18 protein-coding genes are annotated in these 23,571 nt (G+C 73.1%); 6 read left to right on the top strand and 12 right to left on the bottom strand.

The genetic code is table 11. The features are described from left to right. Positions 1–115 precede the first annotated feature (115 nt). Both ACGFSC_RS19710 and ACGFSC_RS19705 read right to left on the bottom strand, forming a co-directional pair. Positions 116–601 (bottom strand): ribose-5-phosphate isomerase, encoded by a 486-nt coding sequence (locus tag ACGFSC_RS19710; RefSeq protein ID WP_359914820.1) that lies wholly within the window; start codon positions 599–601, stop codon positions 116–118. 129 nt (positions 602–730) lie between these two features. Beyond that, positions 731–1,330, bottom strand: coding sequence for a biotin transporter BioY (locus ACGFSC_RS19705; protein WP_359914817.1), 600 nt, complete (start codon positions 1,328–1,330; stop codon positions 731–733). Positions 1,331–1,596: 266 nt separating this feature from the next. Between ACGFSC_RS19705 and ACGFSC_RS19700 the strand changes: the two genes are divergently transcribed. After that, positions 1,597–3,024 (top strand): amino acid permease, encoded by a 1,428-nt coding sequence (locus ACGFSC_RS19700; RefSeq protein WP_359914816.1) that lies wholly within the window; start codon positions 1,597–1,599, stop codon positions 3,022–3,024. Positions 3,025–3,162: 138 nt separating this feature from the next. Here ACGFSC_RS19700 and ACGFSC_RS19695 read toward each other — a convergent pair whose 3' ends face one another. After that, on the bottom strand, positions 3,163–3,795 hold the full coding sequence (locus ACGFSC_RS19695) for a DsbA family protein (RefSeq protein ID WP_359914814.1): 633 nt from the start codon (positions 3,793–3,795) through the stop codon (positions 3,163–3,165). Between the two features lie 223 nt (positions 3,796–4,018). On the opposite strand from ACGFSC_RS19695, the gene pepN reads away from it, so the two are divergent. Further along, positions 4,019–6,613, top strand: coding sequence for an aminopeptidase N (gene pepN / locus ACGFSC_RS19690; protein WP_359914811.1), 2,595 nt, complete (start codon positions 4,019–4,021; stop codon positions 6,611–6,613). A gap of 229 nt (positions 6,614–6,842) precedes the next feature. Here the strand turns inward: pepN and ACGFSC_RS19685 are convergent, their stop codons facing one another. The 4 genes from ACGFSC_RS19685 to ACGFSC_RS19670 all read right to left on the bottom strand — a co-directional run bounded on the left by ACGFSC_RS19685 (position 6,843) and on the right by ACGFSC_RS19670 (position 12,415). Beyond that, entirely contained in the window at positions 6,843–8,150 is a 1,308-nt protein-coding gene (locus tag ACGFSC_RS19685; RefSeq protein WP_392863666.1) for a glycoside hydrolase family 18 protein, read from the bottom strand. A gap of 219 nt (positions 8,151–8,369) precedes the next feature. Then, positions 8,370–11,015 carry an aconitate hydratase AcnA gene (acnA, locus tag ACGFSC_RS19680; protein ID WP_359909979.1) on the bottom strand — a complete coding sequence of 882 codons (2,646 nt, stop codon included), beginning with the start codon at positions 11,013–11,015 and terminating at the stop codon, positions 8,370–8,372. A gap of 183 nt (positions 11,016–11,198) precedes the next feature. Continuing rightward, complete coding sequence (locus tag ACGFSC_RS19675; protein ID WP_359909976.1) at positions 11,199–11,354, bottom strand: hypothetical protein; 156 nt, start codon at positions 11,352–11,354, stop codon at positions 11,199–11,201. Further along, positions 11,351–12,415, bottom strand: a complete 1,065-nt coding sequence (locus ACGFSC_RS19670) for a hypothetical protein (RefSeq protein ID WP_359909973.1) — start codon at positions 12,413–12,415, stop codon at positions 11,351–11,353. The genes ACGFSC_RS19675 and ACGFSC_RS19670 overlap by 4 nt, the downstream gene beginning before the upstream one ends. Before the next feature lie 30 nt (positions 12,416–12,445). On the opposite strand from ACGFSC_RS19670, the gene ACGFSC_RS19665 reads away from it, so the two are divergent. The 3 genes from ACGFSC_RS19665 (at position 12,446) to ACGFSC_RS19655 (ending at position 14,033) form a co-directional block, all read left to right on the top strand. Further along, positions 12,446–12,793 (top strand): hypothetical protein, encoded by a 348-nt coding sequence (locus tag ACGFSC_RS19665; RefSeq protein ID WP_359909970.1) that lies wholly within the window; start codon positions 12,446–12,448, stop codon positions 12,791–12,793. Between the two features lie 222 nt (positions 12,794–13,015). Next, entirely contained in the window at positions 13,016–13,417 is a 402-nt protein-coding gene (locus ACGFSC_RS19660; protein WP_359909967.1) for a type II toxin-antitoxin system VapC family toxin, read from the top strand. An 82-nt stretch (positions 13,418–13,499) separates the two neighbouring features. Next, positions 13,500–14,033: a superoxide dismutase family protein gene (locus ACGFSC_RS19655; protein WP_359909964.1), complete on the top strand. Its 534-nt coding sequence runs from the start codon at positions 13,500–13,502 to the stop codon at positions 14,031–14,033. Positions 14,034–14,117: 84 nt separating this feature from the next. Here ACGFSC_RS19655 and argF read toward each other — a convergent pair whose 3' ends face one another. From argF to ACGFSC_RS19640, 3 genes are all read right to left on the bottom strand, one after another. Then, positions 14,118–15,119, bottom strand: a complete 1,002-nt coding sequence (gene argF, locus ACGFSC_RS19650; protein ID WP_359909961.1) for an ornithine carbamoyltransferase — start codon at positions 15,117–15,119, stop codon at positions 14,118–14,120. Positions 15,120–15,243: 124 nt separating this feature from the next. Further along, the gene (locus ACGFSC_RS19645; protein WP_359909958.1) at positions 15,244–17,988 is read right to left on the bottom strand and encodes a polynucleotide kinase-phosphatase; all 2,745 of its coding nucleotides are present in this window, start codon (positions 17,986–17,988) and stop codon (positions 15,244–15,246) included. Continuing rightward, on the bottom strand, positions 17,985–19,508 hold the full coding sequence (locus ACGFSC_RS19640) for a 3' terminal RNA ribose 2'-O-methyltransferase Hen1 (protein ID WP_359909955.1): 1,524 nt from the start codon (positions 19,506–19,508) through the stop codon (positions 17,985–17,987). Before ACGFSC_RS19640 ends, ACGFSC_RS19645 begins: the two co-directional genes overlap by 4 nt. 141 nt (positions 19,509–19,649) lie before the next feature. Between ACGFSC_RS19640 and dapD the strand changes: the two genes are divergently transcribed. Further along, entirely contained in the window at positions 19,650–20,654 is a 1,005-nt protein-coding gene (dapD, locus tag ACGFSC_RS19635; RefSeq protein ID WP_359909952.1) for a 2,3,4,5-tetrahydropyridine-2,6-dicarboxylate N-succinyltransferase, read from the top strand. Between the two features lie 189 nt (positions 20,655–20,843). Here the strand turns inward: dapD and ACGFSC_RS19630 are convergent, their stop codons facing one another. Together ACGFSC_RS19630 and helR are read right to left on the bottom strand one after the other, a co-directional pair. Beyond that, a complete protein-coding gene (locus ACGFSC_RS19630; protein ID WP_359909949.1) occupies positions 20,844–21,143 on the bottom strand; it encodes a DUF6087 family protein in 300 nt (99 codons plus the stop codon). A 118-nt stretch (positions 21,144–21,261) separates the two neighbouring features. Continuing rightward, positions 21,262–23,418, bottom strand: a complete 2,157-nt coding sequence (helR, locus tag ACGFSC_RS19625) for an RNA polymerase recycling motor ATPase HelR (protein WP_359909947.1) — start codon at positions 23,416–23,418, stop codon at positions 21,262–21,264. Between the last annotated feature and the right edge of the window lie 153 nt (positions 23,419–23,571).

The following is a 23,571-nucleotide window of genomic DNA, read 5'->3' as shown; positions in this document are numbered from 1 at the left end:
GGGCCCGTCGGGCGAGGTCCGGGGCCGTCCCGGGGCGTCCGGGGGCGTCCGGACACGGCGACGGCCGGTCGCACGGGAGCGTGCGGCCGGCCGTCGGGGAGGGTGGGTGGCGGGATCAGCCCTGCGGGTGGTGGGCCGGGATCGGCGGGAGCTCGCCGGTGGTCTCGTACTCGCTCAGCATCTCGATCCGGCGGGTGTGCCGGGGCTCGCCGCTGTACGGGGTCTTGAGGAAGACCTCGACGAACTCGGTGGCCTCCTCCTGGGTGTGCATGCGGCCGCCGATGGAGATCACGTTGGCGTTGTTGTGCTGACGGCCGAGCTCGGCGGTCTGCACGCTCCAGGCCAGCGCGGCCCGGACGCCCTTGACCTTGTTGGCGGCGATCGCCTCGCCGTTGCCCGAGCCGCCGATCACGATGCCCAGGGCGTCCTCGTCGGCGGCGGTGCGCTCGGCGGCACGCAGGCAGAACGGCGGGTAGTCGTCCTCGGCGTCGTAGATGTGCGGCCCGCAGTCGACCGGCTCGTGGCCGGCCCCCTTGAGCCACTCCACGAGGTGGTTCTTCAGTTCGTATCCGGCATGGTCTGAGCCCAGGTACACGCGCATGCCATGAGTGTGGCATGCGCGTGCGCCCGGGCCCGACAACGGGGGCGCCGACCGGGTGGGGCGGCGGGGTGGGACGGCGGGGTGGGACGGCGGCGCGGGGCGGCCGGGCGACGCGGGCCGCCGGGCGGATCAGCGCCGGCCGAACAGCTTCCAGGCCAGCGGCAGGGCGCCGGCGGCGAAGGCGGCCTTGACGGCGTCGCCGACCAGGTACGGGTAGAGGCCGAGCTCGGCGGCGCGGGCGAGCGGCACGTGCAGCGACAGGGCGAGGTACGGGACGCCGACCGCGTAGATGGCGAGGCTGCCGAGGACCATGGTGACGGCGGTGTTGACCGGGGTGCGGTCGGCGCCGCGGCGGGCCAGCGCGCCGGTCACGGCGGCGGCGAGGACGAAGCCGATCACGTAGCCGAAGGAGGCCGTCGCCCAGCCCGAGGTGCCCTCGGCGAACCAGGGCAGGCCCGCCATGCCGGCCAGCAGGTAGAGCACCATCGAGGCGACGCCGCGGCGGGCGCCGAGCGCGGTGCCGACCAGCAGGGCGGCGAAGGTCTGGCCGGTGACGGGCACCGGCGAGCCGGGGACGTTCACCGACAGCTGGGCGGCCAGGCCGGTCAGCGCGGCGCCGCCGGCCACCAGGGCCAGGTCGCGGGCCTGGGCGCCGAGGCGGGTGGAGGCGGCGGGCAGCAGGTCGGCGAGGACGGTGCGGCGCGGTATCGGGGTGGTGGCAGTGGCCATCGGGGCTCCTCCGTGAGAGTCCAGGTGAGTGAACACCTGTGAACCTACGCGGTGATCCACTGGGCGAACGGCACGGTTTCGGACAAACCCCCGCCCTCGGGCATTGTCGGAACCGGACCGGAACAACTCCTGGTCACAGCATGATCACAGTAGGTTTCGGCAGGGTCCGCATGGTGGGCCCGAATCGAACATTCTTGGCATGGACAGGGGTGCCGCCGGATATTGGACAGCTCATGTCGCATACCGCACAGTCTGGAACCACCCCTATGGCCCCCACTTCCGCCCCGACGGCGACCGGGACCCCCACCGGCACCCAGCCGGCCGCAGGCCCGGCGTCGGGTGGTCAGCAGCTCTCGCACGGCCTGAAGCAGCGCCACCTGTCCATGATCGCCCTCGGCGGCGTGATCGGCGCCGGCCTCTTCGTCGGCTCCGGCGCCGGCATCGCGGCCGCCGGCCCGGCGATCATCCTGGCGTTCGTGCTCTCCGGCCTCCTGGTCATGCTGATCATGAGAATGCTCGGCGAGATGTCCGCCGCCCGCCCCGCCTCCGGCTCGTTCTCGGTGCACGCCGAGAAGGAGATCGGCCCCTGGGCCGGGATCACGGCCGGCTGGATGTACTGGGTGATGCTCTGCTGCGGCGTCGCCGCCGAGGCCACCGCCGCCGGGAAGATCGTCAACGGCTGGATCCCCGGCGTCTCCGCCTGGGTCTGGGTCGGCCTGTTCATGGCCTTCTTCTGCGCCAGCAACCTCACCGCGGTGAAGAACTTCGGCGAGTTCGAGTTCTGGTTCGCCGCGATCAAGGTCGCCGCGATCATCGCCTTCCTGGTCCTCGGCGGGCTCGGCATCGCCGGGGTGATCGGCCCCGGCGCCCCCGGCACGGCGAACCTCACCGGCCAGGGCGGCTTCCTGCCCAACGGCGTCGACGGACTGATCATCGGCCTGCTCGCCTCGGTCTTCGCGTACGGCGGCCTGGAGACCGTCACCATCGCCGCCGCCGAGTCCGACGACCCCAAGAAGAACGTCGCCAACGCCGTGCGCACCGCGGTGTGGCGGATCGCGATCTTCTACATCGGCTCGATGGCCCTGGTGGTCACCCTGGTCTCCTGGAAGGACCCGAAGGTCGTCGCCGACGGCCCGTACGTCACCGTGCTGAGCCACCTCGGGGTGCCCGCCGCCGGAACGATCATGCAGGTGGTGGTGCTGGTCGCGCTGCTGTCCGCGATGAACGCCAACATCTACGGCGCCTCCCGGATGGCGTACTCGCTGGTCGGCCGCGGCCAGGGCCCCAAGTCGCTGGCCAAGGTCAGCGGCGGGGTGCCGCGCAGAGCCGTGCTGATCTCCTGCCTGTTCGGCTTCGGCGCCGTGCTGGCGGCCAAGTTCTGGCCGGACACCGTGTTCACCTGGCTGATGAACACCACCGGCGTGGCGATCCTGGTGGTCTGGCTGTTCATCTGCGTCGTCCAGCTGCGGATGCGCCGCCGGCTGGAGCGCGAGGCGCCCGAGCTGCTCACCGTGAAGATGTGGGGCTACCCGTACCTCACCTGGGTCGCGATGGCCGCGGTGGCCGCCATCCTCGCCCTGATGACCACCACCGAGGGCAACCGCGACCAGCTGTACGCGGCCGGCGTGCTGGTCGCGCTGCTCACCGTCGCCGGGCTGCTCAAGCAGCGCCGGGACGCCGCCGCCCTGCGCTGACCTTCCCGTCCCCATGCATGGCGAGGGCGTGTCCTGTGGATTTCGCCGCGCACCCGGCAAGGATCGGCAGGACACGCCCCAGGGCCCGGTACCGATCGGTACCGGGCCCTGCCGCGTTTCCGGGGAACTACGTACGGCTCACTCGAAGGACGGGCCGGCCGTGCGGGTGCGCTTGATCTCGTAGAAGCCCGGGGTGGAGGCCACCAGCAGGGTGCCGTCCCACAGCCGGGCCGCGGCCTCGCCCTTCGGGGCGGGGGTGACCACCGGGCCGAAGAAGGCCACCCGCTCGCCGTCCGCGCCCTCGACCGCGATCACCGGGGTGCCGACGTCCTCGCCGACCAGGGTGATGCCCTCCTTGTGCGAGGCGCGCAGGGCGTCGTCGTAGGCGTCCGTGCCGCCCGCGTCGGCCAGCTCCGCCGGCAGGCCCGCGGCCACCAGGGCGGCCTCGATGGTCTCCCGGTTCTGCGGCAGGCCCTGGTTGTGGAAGCGCACGCCCAGCTCGGTGTAGAGCCGGCCGAGCACCTGCGGCCCGTGCCGCTCCGCGGCGGCGATGCAGACCCGCACCGCGCTCCAGGCGTTGTCCAGCAGCTCCCGGTAGCTCTCCGGGAGGTCCCGGTGCTCGTTGAGCACCGACAGGCTCATCACGTGCCAGCGCACGTCGACCGGACGCAGCTGCTCGACCTCGACCATCCAGCGGGAGGTCATCCACGCCCACGGGCAGGCCGGGTCGAACCAGAAGTCGGCGGTCTTGCGCTCAGTGGCAGTCGTCACTGGTGGTGTCCTTCGTGAGGCGATCCTGGGCAGGGAGGAGTTCCACCCCCGGAACGCCAACACCCGCCCGGGGCCGCTGATTCCGGCGCGAACGCGGCGGCCTGTGCAATGGTACTGACGGCGAGCGGCGTGAAAGGATGACCCCGCGCGCGCGGCACACCCCGCGCGAGACCGCACCACCCACAGGCGCACCACCGTGCGAGCCGGACAAAGGAGTACCGCCGTGCCGGGCAAGAACCTCAGCCGCGACGAGGCGCAGCAGCGGGCCAGCATCCTGACCGTGGACGGCTACCGGGTCCGGCTGGACGTGACCTCGGCCCCTGACCGGGCGGCCGGCACCTTCCGCTCCACCACCACCGTCACCTTCCGCTGCTCCCAGCCCGGTGCCGGCACCTTCCTCGACCTGCTCGCCCCCGCCGTCCGCTCGGTCACCCTGAACGGCCGAGCCCTCGACCCGGCCACCGCCTACGACGGCGCCCGGGTGCACGTCGACGGCCTGGCCGCCGAGAACGTGCTGACCGTCGAGGCGGACTGCGCCTACAGCCGCACCGGCGAGGGCCTGCACCGCTTCGTCGACCCGGTGGACGGCGAGACCTACCTCTACACCCACTACGAGCCGGCCGACGCCCGCCGGGTGTTCGCGAACTTCGAGCAGCCCGACCTGAAGGCCCCGTTCACCTTCACCGTGACCGCCCCGGCCGCCTGGAACGTGTGGTCCAACGCCCCGCACGAGAAGGTCACCGAGCAGGACGGCACCGGGCAGGACGCCGCCGCGCAGGACGGCGGCCGCACCTGGGAGTTCGCGCCGACCAAGCCGATCTCCACCTACCTCACCGCCGTCGTCGCCGGCCCGTACCACGTCGCCCGCGACCACTACCGCCGCGAGCTGGCCGACGGCACCGCGCTGGAGATCCCGCTCTCCGCGATGTGCCGCCAGTCGCTGGCCCCGTACTTCGACGCGGACGAGATCCTCGGCGTCACCAAGCTCGGACTCGACTTCTTCCACGAGGAGTTCGACTACCCGTACCCGTTCGGCAAGTACGACCAGGCCTTCGTTCCCGAGTACAACATCGGCGCGATGGAGAACCCCGGCTGCGTCACCTTCCGCGAGGAGTTCGTCTTCCGCTCGAAGGTCACCGACGCCGCGTACGAGGGCCGGGCCAACGTCATCCTGCACGAGATGGCGCACATGTGGTTCGGCGACCTGGTCACCATGCGCTGGTGGGACGACCTGTGGCTGAAGGAGTCCTTCGCCGACTTCATGGGCTCCTACGGCCTGATCGGCGCCCGCACCCGCTACTCCTCCGCCTGGGTCACCTTCGCCAACCAGCGCAAGGCCTGGGCCTACCGGCAGGACCAGTTCCCCACCACCCACCCGATCACCGCGGACATCCGGGACCTGGAGGACGCCAAGCTCAACTTCGACGGCATCACCTACGCCAAGGGCGCCTCCGTCCTCAAGCAGCTGGTGGCGTACGTCGGGTCCGAGGCCTTCTTCGAGGGCGCCCGCCGCTACTTCAAGCGCCACGCCTTCGGCAACACCGAGCTGGGCGACCTGCTGGAGGTGCTGGAGGAGACCAGCGGCCGCGACCTCAAGGCCTGGGCCGCCGCCTGGCTCCAGACCTCCGGGGTCGACTCGCTCACCCCGCAGGTCACCACCGACGCCGAGGGCCGGATCACCGAGCTGGCGGTGCTCCAGGACGGCGAGGTGCTGCGCCCCCACCGGATCGCGGTCGGCCTGTACGACCGGGACGCCGACGGCGCCCTGGTCCGCACCGGGCGGATCGAACTGGACGTCACCGGCGCCCGGACCGTCGTCGCCGAGGCCGCCGGCCTGCCCCGCCCGGCGCTGGTGCTGCTCAACGACGACGACCTGACCTACTGCAAGATCCGCTTCGACGAGGAGTCGCTGGAGAACCTGCGCGCCGGCCTCGGCGACATCCGCGACGAGCTGGCCCGGGCGCTGACCTGGTCCGCGGTCTGGAACCTCACCCGGGACGGCCTGATGCCGGCCCGCGACTACGTCGCCCTGGTGCTGCGCTTCGCCGGCCAGGAGGGCAACATCGGCGTGCTCCAGTCGCTGCACGCTCAGGCCAAGACCGCCGTCGACCTGTACGCGGACCCGGCCTGGCGCGGCGAGGGTGGCCGGCTGCTCGCCGACGGCGCCCTGCGCGAGCTGCGCGAAGCCGTCCCCGGCAGCGACCACCAGCTGGCCTGGGCCCGCTTCCTCGCCCAGACCGCCGGCGGCGCCGAGCACCTCGGCCTGGTCCGCGGCCTGCTGTCCGGCAGCGCCCGGATCGACGGACTGGAGGTCGACCAGGACCTGCGCTGGTCGCTGTGGCTGGCGCTGGCCGCCTCCGGCCAGGCCTCCGACGAGGAGCTGGCCGCCGAACTGGCCGCCGACAACACCGCGAGCGGCAAGCGGCACCACACCCAGTGCCTGGCCGCCCGGCCCACCGCGGAGGCCAAGGCCGCCGCCTGGTCGGCGGTGATCGACTCGGACGAGCTGCCGAGCGCCCTGGTCGAGGCCAACACCGCGGGCTTCTCGATCCCCTCCCAGCGCGACCTGAGCGCCCTCTACGCGGCGCCGTACTTCAAGCTGCTGGAGCGGATCTGGGCCGACCGGACCATCGAGATCGCGATGCGGATCGTCGGCGGCTTCTTCCCGATCGCCCAGACCGACGAGCAGACCCTGGCCGAGGCCGACGCCTGGCTCGCCGGGCACCCGCAGGCCGCGCCCGCGCTGCGCCGTCTGGTGCTGGAGCGCCGGGACGACCTGGCCCGCGCGCTGCGGGCGCAGGCCTGCGACCGGGCCTGACGGGCCGCCCCCGGGCCCGACCGGCCGTACGCCGCAACGGCCGTACGCCACAAGGGCCTTCGCCGCAACGGCCGTGGGCCCCGACCGCTCCTGGATTCCAGGCAGCGGCCGGGGCCCACGGCCGTTCGCGGTACCGGGGGCGCGCTCGGACGGCGCAGCCGACGGCGCAGCCGACGGCGTGGCGGGGCCCGCCGCGGGTGCGTCCGCGGCGGCCCCGGATGCGGGGCGGTCAGTCGCGGCGCAGACCGCGGTCCAGCGCGGCGATCGCGCTGCCCTGGGCGTCGTCGCCGTCCAGCGACCAGACCATCACCCCGGCCAGGTCGTTCCAGCGCGTGTACCGCGCCTTCTGGGTGAGCACCTCGGCGGTGTCGTAGCTGTAGAAGGTGGTGCCGTCGTACTTCCAGGACGCGCCGTGGTCACGGTCCAGGTAGACCTTGCCCGGCAGCGCGTTGATCTCCTGGTACGAGTGGTCGGGCGCGGCCGCGGTGGCGCTCTGGAAGAGGCCGCCGCGCTTGCCGGGGGCGACGCCGGTCCAGCCGTGGCCGTACAGCGGGGCGCCGAGCACGAGCTGCTCGGAGGGCATCCCGCGCTCCTGGTAGTGCGTCACGGCGGTGTCGGCGCTGCGCCGGCGCGGGTCCGGGTCGGTCGGGTCGGAGTACAGGTTGGCCTGGTGGTTGGCCGGGCCCTTGCCCTCCCACGGACCGTGCAGGTCGTAGGTCATCACGTTCAGCCAGTCCATCGACTCGCTGAGCAGGGGCAGTTCGAGCCGGTCGGCGACGGTCTCGTTGGCGGCCACGGCGGCGGTCAGCAGGTAGTGCTTGCCCTTCCTGCCGCTCAGGGCGTCCAGCTGGTCGCGGAACTCCTGCATCAGCAGGGTGAAGTTGCGGCCGTCCTCGGGCCGGACCACGTTGCCCGCGTCCCCGCCGCCGCCCGGGTACTCCCAGTCGACGTCGATGCCGTCGAAGACGCCCGCGGCCGCGCCCTTGCCGCCCTCCGGGGAGCCGGCCAGGACCGGCACGTCGCCCTTGAGGTAGAGGTCGATGCAGGAGGAGACGAACTTCTTGCGGGCCTCGGGGGTGGCGGCCGCGTCGGAGAAGTACTTGGACCAGCTCCAGCCGCCCAGTGAGATCACCGTGCGCAGCTGGGGGTTCTTCGCCTTGAGCTTGCGCAGCTGGTTGAAGTGGCCCTTCAGCTTCTGGCCCGGGGCGTCGGCCACGCCGTCCACCGACTCGGCCGCGGAGAAGGAGCGCTGGTAGTCGTTGTGGGCGTCACCCTGGCCGGCCTCGTTGCTCTCGAAGCAGGTGCCCTCGGCGGAGACGTTGCCGAAGGCGTAGTTGATGACGGTGAGCCTGGCCGCCTGGCCGGACTCCTGGACCCGCTTGGCGGAGCTGTCGGCGCCCCACTGGGTGAAGTAGCCGACCCGCTGGCCCTTCAGCTTCGGGCCGTGCCGTCCGTCGGCGGCGTTGGCGGTGGCGGGGGCGGCGAGCAGCGCGGCGACGGTGGCGGCGGCGAGCAGGGCTGAGGCGCGAGTGGGCATACCGGACCTGTTCTCTGAAGCGACGTCAAATGGTCTGGACCAGATGAGAGAGAGGTTTAGTCCATCTGCCGTTCACCGCACAAGGGGGCGGGCCCGGTCGGTGCAGCATGCAAAAGAGGGGCCGGACCGCGATGTGCGGTCCGGCCCCTCCTCGGGCCCGTGCGGGACTCGGCCGCCGTGCCCGGTCAGCCGATGAGCCCGGTCAGCCCATGAGCCCGATCAGCCGATGAGCGAGCGCAGCACGTACTGCAGGATGCCGCCGTTGCGGTAGTAGTCCGCCTCACCAGGGGTGTCGATGCGCACGACCGCGTCGAACTCGACGTCGCCGGCCTTGACCTTGACGGTCTTCGGGGTGCGGCCCTCGTTGAGCTCGGTCACGCCGGTGAAGGAGAAGGTCTCCTCGCCGGTCAGGCCGAGGGACTCGGCGTTCTCGCCCTCCGGGAACTGCAGCGGCAGGACGCCCATGCCGATCAGGTTCGAGCGGTGGATGCGCTCGTACGACTCGGCGATGACGGCCTTGACGCCCAGCAGCGCGGTGCCCTTGGCGGCCCAGTCGCGGGACGAGCCGGAGCCGTACTCCTTGCCGGCCAGGACGACCAGCGGGGTGCCGGCGGCCTGGTAGTTCTGCGAGGCGTCGTAGATGAACGACACCGGCGCGTCGGCCTGGGTGAAGTCGCGGGTGTAGCCGCCCTCGGTGCCCGGCGCGATCTGGTTGCGCAGGCGGATGTTGGCGAAGGTGCCGCGGATCATCACCTCGTGGTTGCCACGACGGGAACCGTAGGAGTTGAAGTCGCGCTTCTCGACACCGTTGGCGGTCAGGTACTGCGCCGCCGGGGTGCCCGGCTTGATGTTGCCGGCCGGGGAGATGTGGTCGGTGGTGACCGAGTCGCCCAGCTTGGCCAGGACGCGGGCGCCGGCGATGTCGGTCACCGGGCTCGGGGTCTTGGCCATGCCCTCGAAGTACGGGGGCTTGCGGACGTAGGTGGACTCGGCGTCCCACTCGAAGGTGTTGCCGGTCGGGACCGGGAGCGACTGCCAGCGGTGGTCACCGGCGAAGACGTCCTGGTAGCCCTTGTCGAACATGGCCTCGTCGATGGAGCCGGCGACGGTGTCGGCGACCTCCTGCTCGGACGGCCAGATGTCGGCGAGGAACACGTCGTTGCCGTCGGCGTCCTGACCCAGGGCGTCCTTGGTGATGTCGATGTTCATGTTGCCGGCGAGGGCGTAGGCGACCACCAGCGGCGGGGAGGCCAGGTAGTTCATCTTGACGTCCGGGTTGATCCGGCCCTCGAAGTTGCGGTTGCCGGAGAGCACCGAGACGACCGCGAGGTCGGCCTCGTTGACGGCGGCCGAGACCTCCTCGGGCAGCGGGCCCGAGTTGCCGATGCAGGTGACGCAGCCGTAGCCGACCAGGTTGAAGCCCAGCTTCTCCATGTACGGGAGCAGGCCGGCCTTCTCGTAGTAGTCCATGACGACCTTGGAGCCGGGCGCCAGGGTGGTCTTGACCCAGGGCTTGACGTGCAGGCCCTTCTCCACGGCCTTCTTCGCCAGCAGGGCGGCGCCCAGCATGACGGAGGGGTTGGAGGTGTTGGTGCAGGAGGTGATCGAGGCGATCACGACCGCGCCGTTGTCGATCTCGTAGGACGAGCCGTCGGGGGCGGTGACGGCGGTCGGCTTCGAGGCCTCGGCGGAGTAGGTCGGCAGCGCCTCGGCGAACCGCTCGGCGGCCTCGGCCAGGATCACGCGGTCCTGCGGGCGCTTCGGGCCGGAGATCGACGGGACGACGGTGGAGACGTCCAGCTCCAGGTACTCGGAGTAGACCGGCTCGTGCGACGGGTTGTGCCAGAGACCCTGCTCCTTGGCGTACGCCTCGACCAGGGCGAGCTGCTGCTCGTCGCGGCCGGTGAGCTTCAGGTAGTTGATGGTCTCGGCGTCGATCGGGAAGATCGCGCAGGTCGAACCGAACTCCGGCGACATGTTGCCGATGGTGGCGCGGTTGGCCAGCGGGATGGAGCCGATGCCGTCGCCGTAGAACTCGACGAACTTGCCGACCACACCGTGCTTGCGCAGCATCTCGGTGATGGTGAGCACCAGGTCGGTGGCGGTGGTGCCGGCCGGCAGCTCGCCGGTCAGCTTGAAGCCGACGACGCGCGGGATCAGCATGGAGACCGGCTGGCCGAGCATGGCGGCCTCGGCCTCGATGCCGCCGACGCCCCAGCCCAGCACGCCCAGGCCGTTGACCATGGTGGTGTGCGAGTCGGTGCCGACGCAGGTGTCCGGGTAGGCCTGGCCGCCGCGGACCATGACGGTGCGGGCCAGGTGCTCGATGTTCACCTGGTGGACGATGCCGGTGCCCGGCGGGACGACCTTGAACTCGTCGAAGGCGGTCTGGCCCCAGCGCAGGAACTGGTAGCGCTCCTTGTTGCGGCCGTACTCGATCTCGACGTTCTGGGTGAACGCGTCCTTGGTGCCGAACTTGTCGGCGATGACCGAGTGGTCGATGACCAGCTCGGCCGGGGCCAGCGGGTTGATCTTGGCCGGGTCGCCGCCCAGCTCCTTGACGGCCTCGCGCATGGTGGCGAGGTCGACCACGCACGGCACGCCGGTGAAGTCCTGCATGATCACGCGGGCCGGCGTGAACTGGATCTCCTGGCTCGGCTGGGCGTTCTCGTCCCAGGCGCCGAGGGCGCGGATGTGGTCGGCGGTGATGTTCGCGCCGTCCTCCGTGCGGAGCAGGTTCTCCAGCAGCACCTTGAGGCTGTACGGCAGCCGCTCGGAACCCTCGACGGCGGAGAGCTTGAAGATCTCGTACGACTCGTCGCCCACCTGCAGCGAGCTGCGGGCGTCGAAGCTGTTCGCGGACACGACTGACTCCTTCTGGGTGCTTCGTGCGATATCCGGCCGTCACGCGGTGGTAAGGTCACCCTTACTTAGGCTGACCTTGCCCGCATCGCCGGCGAGCGCCTCTCGGCAAGTATCTTGATGTCGAGATATATCGTAAAGGGCAGTTATCTCGATGTCGAGATAAACCATAGTGCATGCCGTGGCTCACCGGTCGTCCGGGCCGCGCCGCTTGCGCTCCAGCCTGATCAGCCACACCGCACCCGCCACGACAGCCGCCGCCACCAGCAGCACCACCACAAGCTCACCACCGGAACCGCCGGTCGGCGAGGGGGCGATGTCGGCCAGCCGGATCGTCGTCACTCTTCCTCCTCCGTTCGCGCCCGGTTCACTCCCGGGCCCAGAACCAGCATCAGCAGCACCGGGAACTCCAGATAGGCGTGGTAACTCGCCAACGCGGCGTACACCGACCGGCCCCGGGCGTAATCCACGGCGAACAACAGGGCCAGCAGCAGCCCCAGGACCGCGCCCAGCCCCCAGGCCCGCACCCCGCGCAGCCCCGGCACCCGGGCGTCGAAGCGCTCCGCCGCCTCCGGCGCGTACCGCGGCAGGAACCACACCCAGACCACGTAGTGCATCGACTGGAGGAAGGCGAACACCGCCAGGAAGCGCAGCCCCGCCTGCGGCGTCAGCAGGGCCGGCGGGGTGTACGCCGCCGCCAGCCGGTCCGTCCAGCCACCGGGGCGCTGGGACAGCAGCCCGTCCAGCAGACCGCTCAACAACAGGGCCGGCACCAGCAGCACCCAGGCCGACTGCAACACCAGGAACGCCGCACGGCCCCGCGCCAGCCGGCGCGACCACTCGGCCAGGAACAGCAGCGGCACCACGTTGTGCAGATGGGCCAGCACCACGAAGTGGTACGCGGGAAACGCCAGCGAGGCCGCGCCGGCCACCCCCAGCAGCACCACGCCCGCGAGCAGCAGCCGGGGACGGCCGCGCAGCCCGTACCGGCAGGCCGCCGCCAGCAGGCCGTACGCGAGCAGGATCTCCGCCGACTGGGCGGCCCGCGAAGGCGGCAGCAGGCGGCACAGCACGATGCCGGTCACCAGCGCCAGCAGCAGCCGCAGCAGCGGGCCGGTCAGCACGGCGGCGAAGCGGCCGGCCACGTAGCGCAGCTCCAGCACGTTGTGCAGCAGGCCGAAGACGGCCAGGCCCAGCACCGCCAGGCCGGTCGGCGCCCGCAGCGCCAGCGCCAGGGCGAGGACGGCCGACAGGGCGAAGCCCGCGAACGGCGCGACGCCGGGCCGGGCGGCCGGGCCGGGCGCGGGCCAGGCGGCTCCCCCGGTTCCTGCGGTACCTGCGGTTCCGGGGACGCCGGGGACGCCGGTGGCGCCCGTGGTCGCGCCCGCGCTCGTGGTCGCCATGCTCCCCCTCTCCGTGGCACGATCCCCGCCGTGCGCTACCCGGTGGCCCTCGCCCTGACCCTGCTGACCGAGACGCCCGTCTACACGGCCGCCCTCGTCCGCGTCGGGCGGGTCCGACCCGGGCGGGCGGCCGCGGCCGCCGTCCTGGTCAACCTGGTGACGCACCCGCTGCTCTGGTGGACCCTCCGGCACTGGACCGACGGGCCGGCGGCAGCGTACTGGACGGGTTTCATGCTCGGCGAGGCCGCGGTCTGCGCCGTCGAGGCGCTGCTGCTGCGCCCGCTCGTTGGGCTCCGCCCGCGCGACCCGCTGCCCTGGCTCGCCGCCGGCACCGCCAACGCCGCCTCGCTGCTGGCCGGACTGCTGATCCTGTCCTGACCGCCGCCCCGTCCCCGCCCCGCCCCCGCCCGTGAGGCGGCTTCCGGGCCCCGGCATCCGGCCGGGCGCGGTGGGCGCGGCAGGCGGGGCAGGCGCGGCAGGCACGGCGCCCACCTCGTCACGGGGCGCGAGGGGACGACAGGGATCCGCGGGACGCGCCCGCGGGCCGCCCCGGTACCGTGGCCGGTGACTCGACGTGCGGAAACGGGCAGGGGCCGACAGATGATCGTGGTGGACGCATCCGCGCTGGTACTGGCGCTCGCCGACCAGGGCCCGCGCGGGATCCGGGCCCGCGCGGAACTCGCCTCCGACGGCGAATGGGTGGCGCCCGAGCACATCGTCATCGAGGTGATGCAGTCGCTGCGCGGGCTCTACCTGGCCAAGGAACTGACCGCCGAACGGGTCGCCGAACTCACCGGGGAACTCGCGGCGGTGACGATCCGCAAGGTCGAGGTGGCACCGCTGCTCGGCCGGATCTGGGAGCTCAAGGACAACCTCACCCCGGACGACGCCGCGTACGTCGCGGTCGCCGAGCGGTACGGGGTGCCGCTGGTCACCGCCGATCTGCGGCTGATGCGGGCCAGCGGGCCGCGCTGCGAGATCCGGGGGATCCGGCGCGACTGAGCCGCCACGGGCCGGGTGTCCTCGGAGCCCCGGCCGCGTTAGCAGGGCGACCCCCGCCCCGCCCGTGGAAGGCCCCGTCCCGATGACCGCTCCGCTCGCCGCCGCCCTGCTGCCACTGGCCCTGCTCGTCCCCGCCACCTCGCCGGTCTCCGTCGTCGACGCCGACTTCGACCCGGCCACCGCCTTCGTCCCGCCGGCCGCCATCAGCTACGCCAGCGACCTGGTGCCGTACGGCTCGCACGTTCGGATCGTCACCGACCGCTCGGTGCCCGGGCGGACGGTGCTCACCCTGACGGCCTCCGGGCTCGCCCCCGGCCACGAGTTCCCGGTGCACCTGCACACCGGCGGCTGCGGGGCCGACCCGGCCTCCTCCGGGCCGCACTACCAGGACGAGGTCGACCCGGTGCAGCCGTCCAGCGACCCGGTGTACGCCAACGAGCGCAACGAGCTGCGGCTGGTGCTGCGCACCGACGGGCGGGGCGCGGGCAGTGCCAGCACCGCGGTGGCCTGGCAGCCGCGGCCGGGCGAGGCCCGCTCGCTGGTGCTGCACGCGGGCACCCCGGCCGGCCCGCACGCGGCGGGCGACCGGGTGGCCTGCGTCAAGCTGGACGGCTGAGGCCGGGCGCCGAGCCGAGCCGGCCCCGGCCCGGCGGCCTCCGCGACCTCCGGGCCGGGTCGGGTCGGGGCCAGTCAGGGCCGGTCAGGAGCCGAGGGTGGCGACCAGCACCGCCTTGATGGTGTGCAGCCGGTTCTCGGCCTGGTCGAACACGATGGAGTGCGCCGACTCGAACAGCTCGTCGGTGCACTCCAGCTCGGTCATGCCGGTCGCCTCGTGCATCTGCCGCCCGACCACCGTGCCGAGGTCGTGGAAGGCGGGCAGGCAGTGCAGGAACTTCACGTCCGGGTTGCCGGTGGCCCGGACGGTGTCCATGGAGACCTGGTACGGCTTGAGCAACTCGATCCGCTCGGTCCAGACCTCCTTGGGCTCGCCCATCGAGACCCAGACGTCGGTGTAGAGGAAGTCGGCACCGGCCACGCCCTCGGCCACGTCCTCGGTCAGGGTGATCCGGGCGCCGGTCGTCCCGGCCAGGGCCTGCGCCGACTTCTGCACCTCCTCGGTGGGCCAGAGCGCGCGCGGGGCGACGATCCGGATGTCCATGCCGAGCAGGGCGCCGGTGACCAGCAGCGAGTTGCCCATGTTGGAGCGGGCGTCGCCGAGGTAGGCGAGGGCGACCTCGGACAGCGGCTTGGCGGTGTGCTCGGTGACGGTGAGCACGTCGGCCAGCATCTGGGTGGGGTGCCACTCGTCGGTCAGGCCGTTCCAGACCGGGACGCCGGCGTACTCGGCCAGCTCCTCGACGACCTCCTGGCCGTGGCCGCGGTACTCGATGCCGTCGAACATCCGGCCGAGCACCCGCGCGGTGTCCTTGATGGACTCCTTGTGGCCGATCTGCGAGCCCGCGGGGTCCAGGTAGGTGGTGGTGGCGCCCTGGTCGTGGGCGGCGACCTCGAAGGCGCAGCGGGTGCGGGTGGAGGTCTTCTCGAAGATCAGCGCGATGTTCTTGCCGCGCAGCCGGGGCTGCTCGGTGCCCGCGTACTTCGCCGCCTTGAGCGTGGCGGCGAGGTCCACCAGGAAGCGGAACTCCTGGGGCGTGAAGTCGAGCTCCTTGAGGAAGTGCCTGTTCCGGAGGTTGAAGGCCATGCCGGGCTCCTGGGGTGACGGGACTACGGGAAAGCGGCAAGTCTATACGATGCTCGGAATTTCTATACAGAGGCGGGCCGGAGAAGGGGAGCCCACGGGGAGCTCCCCTCCTCCGGCGCCACCCTCACAGCCGCGGGTCGACCGGCTCCGACTCCAGCGCGAGCACCGCGAAGACCGGCTCGTGCACCCGCCACAGCGGCTCCCCCGCCGCCAGCCGGTCCAGCGCCTCCAGGCCCAGCGCGTACTCGCGCAGCGCCAGCGAGCGCTTGTGGCCCAGCGCGCGCAGGCGCAGCCGGTCGAGGTGCTCGGTGTAGTCCGGACCGTAGATGATCCGCAGGTACTCCCGGCCGCGCACCTTCACGCCGGGCTGCACCAGGCCGCCCGGCCGGCCCTCGCCGCGCGCGGTGCGCACCAGCGAGGCCAGCGGCTTGACCACCATGCCCTCACCGCCCGCCGCGGTCAGCTCCTCCCACCAGGCGGTGGCCGCGGCCGTCGAGGCCTCGTCCTCGGTGTCCACCAGGATCCGGCGGGTGCGGTGCAGCACCGGCTCCCTCCGGGGCTCCGGGCGCTCCTGGTGCTCCGTGCCGTCGGCGGAGCCGGGCGCGCCAGGCCCGTCGGACGCGCCAGGCCCGTCGGACGCGCCAGGCCCGTCGGACGCGCCAGGCCCGTCGGACGCGTCGGCGGCCACCAGGCGGTCGATCCAGGCCAGGTGCTCGTCGTGCGGGCGCACCGCGAGGTTCGCCCCCTCGGCCGCGAGCAGCTGGAACGGCGCGAGCCGGATGCCCGACAGGCCCTCGGTCGGCCAGCAGTAGCGCCGGTACGCCTCGGTGAACGCCCGCGCGTCGGCCGCGCGCTGCCGCTGGCGGGCGGTCGGACCGGCCAGGTCCAGGCCCCGCCCGGCCGCCCGCTCCAGCGCGGACAGCACCTCCGGCAGGGCGGCGCCCGCCGCCGCGCCGACCGCCGCGTACTGGCGGCGCAGCAGCTCCACCGCCTTCAGCGACCAGGGCATCAGCTCGGCGTCCAGCAGCAGCCAGTCGGTGCCCAGCTCCTCGAACAGCCCGGAACGCTCGGCGGCCGCCCGGACCCGGTCGAGCACGGCGCCGGTCAACTCCTCGTCGGCGAGGAAGGCACGGCCGGTCCGGGTCCAGATCGCGCCGGGGCCGGCCACGCCGAAGCGGCGCTCCAGCGCGGCCCCGTCCCGGGCGACCAGCAGCACCGCGCGCGAGCCCATGTGCTTCTCCTCGCAGACCAGGTGCCGCACGCCGTCCGCCCGGTAGCCGAGGAAGGCCTCCTCCGGGTGCTCCAGGTAGCCCTCCCGGCGGGAGGTGGCGCTCGGCGCCATCGTCGGCGGCAGGTAGGCGAGCAGCCGCGGGTCCAGCGCGAAGCGGCTCATCACCTCCAGCGCGGCGGCCGCGTTCTCCTCCCGCACGGCCACCCGCCCGTGCAGCCCGGTCTCGACGGTCCGGCGCCCGGCCACGTCGGCGAGGTCCAGCGGACGGCCCTCGCGGGCGCCCGGCGCGTCGGTGATCAGCGGGCGGACCGGGGCGTACCACTCGCGCTCGGCCTCGACGCTCACCAGCTCGCGTTCCGGGTAGCGCAGCGCGGTCAGACTGCCGCCGAAGACGCAGCCGGTGTCCAGGCAGACGGTGTTGTTGACGAAGCTCGCCGACGGCACCGGGGTGTGGCCGTAGACCACCAGCGCCCGGCCCCGGTACTCCTCCGCCCACGGGTAGCGCACCGGCAGGCCGTACTCGTCGGTCTCGCCGGTGGTCTCCCCGTACAGCGCGTGCGAGCGGACCCGGCCGGAGTTGCGGCCGTGGTACCTCTCCGGCAGGCCGGCGTGGCAGACCACCAGGGCGCCGCCGTCCAGCAGGTAGTGGCTGACCAGGCCGCGCATGAACGCGCGGGCCTCGGCCCGGAACTCCTCGCTCTCCCCGGCCAGCTGGTCCAGCGACTCCTGGAGGCCGTAGGCGACGTTGACCTTCTTGCCGTCCAGCGCCCGGCCGAGCTTGTTCTCGTGGTTGCCCGGCACGCAGAGCGCGTGGCCGGCCGCCACCATGCCCATCACCAGGCGCAGCACGCCCGGGGTGTCCGGGCCGCGGTCGACCAGGTCGCCGACGAAGACGGCGGTGCGGCCCGCGGGGTGCGCGGCGTCCACCGGGCGGCCCCCGGCGTCCCGGGTGAGGGTGTAGCCGAGCCTGGTCAGCAGGGTCTCCAGCTCGGAGCGGCAGCCGTGGATGTCGCCGACGATGTCGAACGGGCCCGTGAGGTGGCGCAGGTCGTTGTAGCGCTTCTCCAGCTCGACCCCGGCCGCCGCCACCTCGGCCTCGCCGCGCAGGACGTGCACCTTTCGGAAGCCCTCTCGCTCCAGACCCCGGAGGGAACGGCGCAGCTCGCGGTGCTGGCGGGGGATCACGTGGGCCGGCAGCCGACGGTCCGGGCGGGAGCGGTTGCGCTCGGCGCACACCCCCGGCGGGACGTCCAGGACGATCGCGATCGGCAGCACGTCGTGCTCGCGGGCGATCGCGACCAGCTGACGGCGGGCCTCGGGCTGGACGTTGGTGGCGTCCACGACGGTCAGCCGGCCGGCCGCCAGGCGCTTGCCGACGATGTAGTGCAGGACGTCGAAGGCCTCGGCGGAGGCGGACTGGTCGTTCTCGTCGTCGGCGACCAGGCCCCGGCAGAAGTCGGAGGAGATCACCTGGGTGGGCAGGAAGTGGCGACGGGCGAAGGTGGACTTGCCCGCGCCGCTGGTGCCGATCAGGACGACGAGGGAGACGTCGGTGACGGGGAGGCGGCGGGGGGTGGTGCTCTCCGCGTGGTCCTGGCCCTGGTCGTCGCCAGGGGTGTCGGTCGTGTCATCGGTCATCGGGGCTCGCCTCCTTCGGGCGTCGTGGTCGCGGTGAACAGGGCCAGCTGGGTCGGGGCGCCGACCTCCTCGTCCTCCGGGCCGACCGGGCGCAGCTCCACGGTGTAGCCGTACGCGGCGGCGACCTTCCCGGCCCAGGCGCGGAACTCGGCCCGGGACCACTCGAAGCGGTGGTCGGCGTGCCGGACGGCGCCCGCCGGCAGGCTCTCCCAGCGGACGTTGTACTCGGCGTTCGGCGTGGTGACCACGACCGTCCTCGGCCGGGCGGCGCCGAACACCGCGTACTCCAGCGCGGGCAGCCGCGGCAGGTCCAGGTGCTCGATCACCTCGCACAGCACCGCCGCGTCGAAGCCCTTGAGCCGTGCGTCGGTGTAGGTGAGCGCCCCCTGTACCAGCGCCACCCGGGCCGCCTGACGCTCCGGCAACCGCTCCAGGCCCAGCTTACGACTCGCCGCCCGCAGCGCCCGGACGGAGACGTCCACGCCGAGGATCCCGGTGAACCGGGGGTCCTTGAGCAGCTCGCCTATCAACTCGCCCTGGCCGCAACCGAGATCGGCGACACGGGCGGCACCGCTCTCACGCAGCGCGGTGAGGATCGCGGCGCGGCGCCGCTCGGCGAGGGAGGGCTGCCGGGGCTCCGACTGCTCCCCGACTTCCTCACCGGGCCGGACCTCCTCCTCGGGCCGGTCGTCGACCGCGTTGTCGATCTCCTCGACCTCGCGGTCGTCGGCCTCCGCCAGCCGGGCCAGCTCCAGGCGCTCCATCGCGGCCCGGGCCAGCGACCAGCGCCGGGCCAGGTAGCGGCGGGTGATCAGGGCGCGCTCCGGGTGCGCCGCCAGCCAGCCCTGGCCGGCGGCGAGCAGCTTGTCCACCTCGTCCGGGGCGACCCAGTAGTGCTTGGCACCGTCCAGCACCGGCAGCAGCACGTACAGCTGCTGGAGCGCGTCGGCGAGCCGTACCGTTCCGGAGGAGAGCGCGATCCGCACGTAGCGGGACTCGCCCCACTCGGGGAACGACTCGTCCAGCGGGATGGCCGTCGCCTCGACCTGCCAGCCCAGCGGTTCGAACAGCCGGACCACCAGGGCCGGGCCGCCACCGTCACCCGCGCCGTTGGCGGGCACGGCGGGCAGGTCGATGCGCAGCGGACGGGCCCGCCCGGGCAGTTCGGGCCGGGCCGGGCAGGCGCCCTTCATCGCGGACCGGAACACCGTCCGCAGCGCCACCGCGAGCAGCGAGGACGCCGCGTACGGGCGGTCGTTGACGTACTGGGAGAGCGCGAAGTCGGGCGAGCCGCCGCGCCCCCTGCCGTCGCCCCGGCCCTTGCGGACCAGTGCGATCGGGTCGATGTCCAGCAGCAGCACCGCGGTGCAGACCTCGTCCCCCGCCTCGGGGTAGAAGACGTGCGCCTCGCCGTGCGACGTGGTGAACCGCTGGACCTTGTCGGGGTGCTTGTGCAGCAGGAACCCGAGGTCCGCGGCCGGGTCCTCGGCGCTGCCGGTGGTGGAGATCGACATGAACACCCGCTGAAGTATTGCCCAGCGCCGGGGCGGCGAGCACCGGGTTTTCCCGCCCCGCGGACCGCCGACCAGCAGGTCCGACGGGTGTGTCCGCCCGGCGGGCGTGTTCGGCACCGGGGCCCCGCATTGGTTAACGTGCACGGTGTGACTGCTGAATCCACCTCGCTCGAATCCACCTCCCCGGCGAACGGCGCCGTGGCCGCCGGTCTGGCCACCATCGCCGCCGACGGCACCGTCCTCGACACCTGGTTCCCCGCCCCCGTGCTGGCCGCCGAGCCCGGCCCGGCCGGCACCGTCCGTCTGACCGCCGAGCAGGCCGAGGCCGAGCTCGGCGCCGGCGCGGCCGAGGCGCTGCGCGCCGACGCGCGCCGTGGCGTCGAGGTGGTCGCCGTGCGCACCACCATCGCCTCGCTGGACGAGAAGCCGCTCGACACCCACGACGTGTACCTGCGGCTGCACCTGCTCAGCCACCGTCTGGTCAAGCCGCACGGCCAGAACCTGGACGGCGTCTTCGGCCTGCTGGCCAACGTCGCGTGGACCAGCATCGGCCCCGTCCCGGTGGACAAGGTCGAGCAGGCCCGCCTGGCCGTGCGCGCCCAGGGCGGCCAGCTGGCCGTGTACGGGATCGACAAGTTCCCGCGGATGACCGACTACGTCGCCCCGACCGGTGTGCGCATCGCCCACGCCGACCGCGTCCGGCTCGGCGCGCACCTGGCCGTCGGCACCACCGTGATGCACGAGGGCTTCGTCAACTTCAACGCCGGCACCCTGGGCACCTCCATGGTCGAGGGCCGGATCAGCGCGGGCGTCGTCGTCGGCGACCACAGCGACATCGGCGGCGGCGCCTCGATCATGGGCACCCTGTCCGGCGGCGGCAAGCAGGTCGTCTCGGTCGGCGAGCGCTGCCTGCTCGGCGCCAACGCGGGCATCGGCATCTCGCTCGGCAGCGACTGCGTGGTCGAGGCCGGCCTGTACGTGACCGCCGGCACCCGGGTCACCACCCCGGACGGCACGGTGGCCAAGGCCGTCGAGCTGTCCGGCCAGGACAACCTGCTGTTCCGCCGCAACTCGCAGAGCGGCGCGGTCGAGGTCATCGCCCGCTCCGGCTCCTGGGGCGGCCTGAACGCCGACCTGCACGCCCACAACTGACCTGCGGGCAGCGACTGTCGGGGTCCGGCGCCGGGCGGCGCCGGGCCCCGCTCGTGTCCCGGGGCCGCTCGCGCCTCGGGGTCCGCTCCCGTCCCGGCGTCCGTTCCCGTCCCCGGCGTCCGTTCCGTCTCCGGCGTCCGGCCGCGGGTGGGATCCGGCCGCGGGTGGAGCGGCCCACCCGTGCGGACCTCAGGGCTTGCGGTGGCGCCCCGGTGCCTTCCTCGGCCGCCGCACCGAGCGCCCGGGCCGCGGTGCGCCGCCGCCCTCGATGCCGTGGAGGATCCGCTGAGCGGCGGCGTAGTCCTCGGCCACCGTCTCCGGCAGCCACTGGTAGCCGTCCCAGCGCACGATCAGCCTCGGTTCGCCCGGCGCCACATGGGCGCCCCGCTGCCGCCCGTCCATCAGCCGTACGGCCCGCAACTGCCCGACCGGCCACAGCCGTTGCTCCCGCCTGGCCGCCCACGACGCCAGCGGTTCCTCCTCGTCCATCGCCCCAGTCTGGCCTCCCTCAGCCGTCGCCCGACACTCGCGTCACCCGACCGGGCGATGTGCGTTTCGGCCCATCCGCTCCCTCCTTCCGCAACCCGCTCCCTTCGCCGCCGCCGGCTCACGAACTCCTGAGGAGCACCAGCCGCTGGGTGGCCCTGGTCATCGCGACATAGCGGTCGACCGCGCCCTCGACCCCACCGCCGAACGCCTCCGGATCCACCAGGACGACCAGGTCGAACTCGAGTCCCTTGGACAGCTCCGGGGTCAGCGACCGGACCCGCGGCCGCGCCTCGAACCCGGGGGCGCCGATCACACAGGCGATCCCCTCGGCGTGGTCGGCGAGCCAGCCGTCCAGGACGGCGTCCAGCTCCGCCACCGACCCGTGCACGACGGGGATGCCGCTGCTGCGGACGGAGGTCGGCACGTTGGCGTCCGGCAGCGCGGCCCGGATCGCGGGCTCGGCCTCGGCCATGACCTCTTCCGGTGTCCGGTAGTTGATGCTCAGCGAGGCCACCGCGGTCCGGTCGAGCCCGATCCGCTCCAACCGCTCCTGCCAGGACTCCGTGAAGCCGTGCCTGGCCTGCGCCCGGTCCCCGACGATGGTGAAGCTCCGGGACGGGCAGCGCAGCAGCAGCATCTGCCACTCGGCGTCGGTCAGCTCCTGGGCCTCGTCCACCACGATGTGCGCGAACGGCCCGGCGAGCGGTTCCGGGTCGGCGACGGGCAGGGCCGTCTCGTCGACCAGGGTGTCCTGGAGGTCGCGGCCGCGCAGCATCGTCACCGCGCCCTCGCCGTCGTCGTCGGCCTGCAGCAGGTCGCCGATGACGTCGGCCATCCGCGCGCGCTCGGCGGCGGCCGCGGCCTCCCGCCGACGCCGGCGCCGGTCCGCCTCCGGATCGCCCAGCCGCTGCCGGGCCGCGTCCAGGAGCGGCAGGTCGGACACCGTCCAGGCCTGGGGCGCGTCCTTGCGCTGGAGCCTGCGGACGTCCTCGGCAGCGAGCCAGGGCGCGCACATCCGCAGGTAGGCGGGCACCGACCAGAGGTCGCCGACCAGCTCGGCCGCGTCGAGCAGCGGCCAGGCCCGGTTGAGCGTCTCGACCAGCTCCCGGTCCTGCCGCAGCGACCGGCGGAACAGCTCGGGCGAGACCCCCTCGTCCTCGTCCAGCTTGTGCATCAGGATCGTGGCCAGCTCCTCCCAGATCTGCTCGCGGGCCTCGTTGTGCGGGGTGCCCGGGTCCGGCGCGTCGAACGCGTCGGACCAGTCCTCGGCGCTCAGCCAGAGGTCGGCCCAGTGGGTGGTGACCTCCAGCCCCTCGGTGGGCGGCTCCTCGTAGAACCGGACGGCCTTCTCGATCGCCCTCACCATGTCGGCCGAGGACTTCAGCCGGGCCGCCTCCGGGTCGGCCTCGGCCCCGGCCTTCGCCCCTTCGGCGACGAGGTCCCGCACGGTGCAGGTGCGCACCCCCTCCTCGCCGAGGCTCGGCAGGACGTCGGCGACGTAGGCCAGGTAGGGCTGGTGCGGGCCGACGAACAGCACCCCGCCCCGCCGGTGGCCGAGCCGGGGGTCGGAGTAGAGCAGGTACGCGGAGCGGTGCAGGGCGACGACCGTCTTGCCGGTGCCCGGGCCGCCGTCCACCACCAGGGCGCCCCGGGAGCCGGCCCGGATGATGGCGTCCTGGTCGACCTGGATGGTGGCCAGCACGTCCCGCATCCGGGCCGACCGGCCGCCGCCCAGGCCGGCGATGAACGCGGACTGGTCGTCCAGCGCGGCGTGCCCCTCCAGGGCCTCGGCGGTGAACACCTCGTCCCAGTAGTCGGCGATCCGGCCACCGGTCCAGCGGTACCGGCGCCGGCTCACCAGGCCCATCGGATCGGCGTGGGTGGCCCCGAAGAACGGCTCGGCCGCGGGCGAGCGCCAGTCGACCAGCAGCCGTCGCCCCGCGCTGTCGGTGAGGCCGAGCCGCCCGATGTAGACCGGCTCCGGGTCGTCGGCGAGGACGACCCGGCCGAGGCACAGGTCCAGGCCGAAGCGGCGCAGGGCGCGCAGCCGACCGGTCAGCCTGTGCACCTCGATGTCCCGGTCCATCGCCTCCCGGCCGAGGCCGCCCGGCGCGCGGCGCAGCGCGTCGAGGCGGCCGGACAGGCCAGTGATCGCCTCTTCCAGGCTCTCCGCGACGGCCGCGAAGTGCCGCTCGTCCTCGCCGATCAGTGCCGGGTCGGCCTTGGCGGCGAGGCGGGCGGGAAGGTCGAACGCACTGGTGGTCCGGCTGTTCATGGCATCAGCTCCGATCTGAGGCCTGCGATTGTGCGCCAGCACGGGGGCCTTGCCGCAAGACCCCCCGTGCGCTATACGTTGAGAGTGGCAAGGGGTGGGTTCTCCCCCTGGTCGTCCCGGTTCATCCCCGGCTCCTGTCCGGGCATGTCGACC

Source organism: Kitasatospora sp. NPDC048715 (assembly GCF_043198905.1).
GTDB lineage: Bacteria > Actinomycetota > Actinomycetes > Streptomycetales > Streptomycetaceae > Kitasatospora > Kitasatospora lactacystinica.
This window is presented reverse-complemented; position numbering and strand designations above follow the sequence as displayed.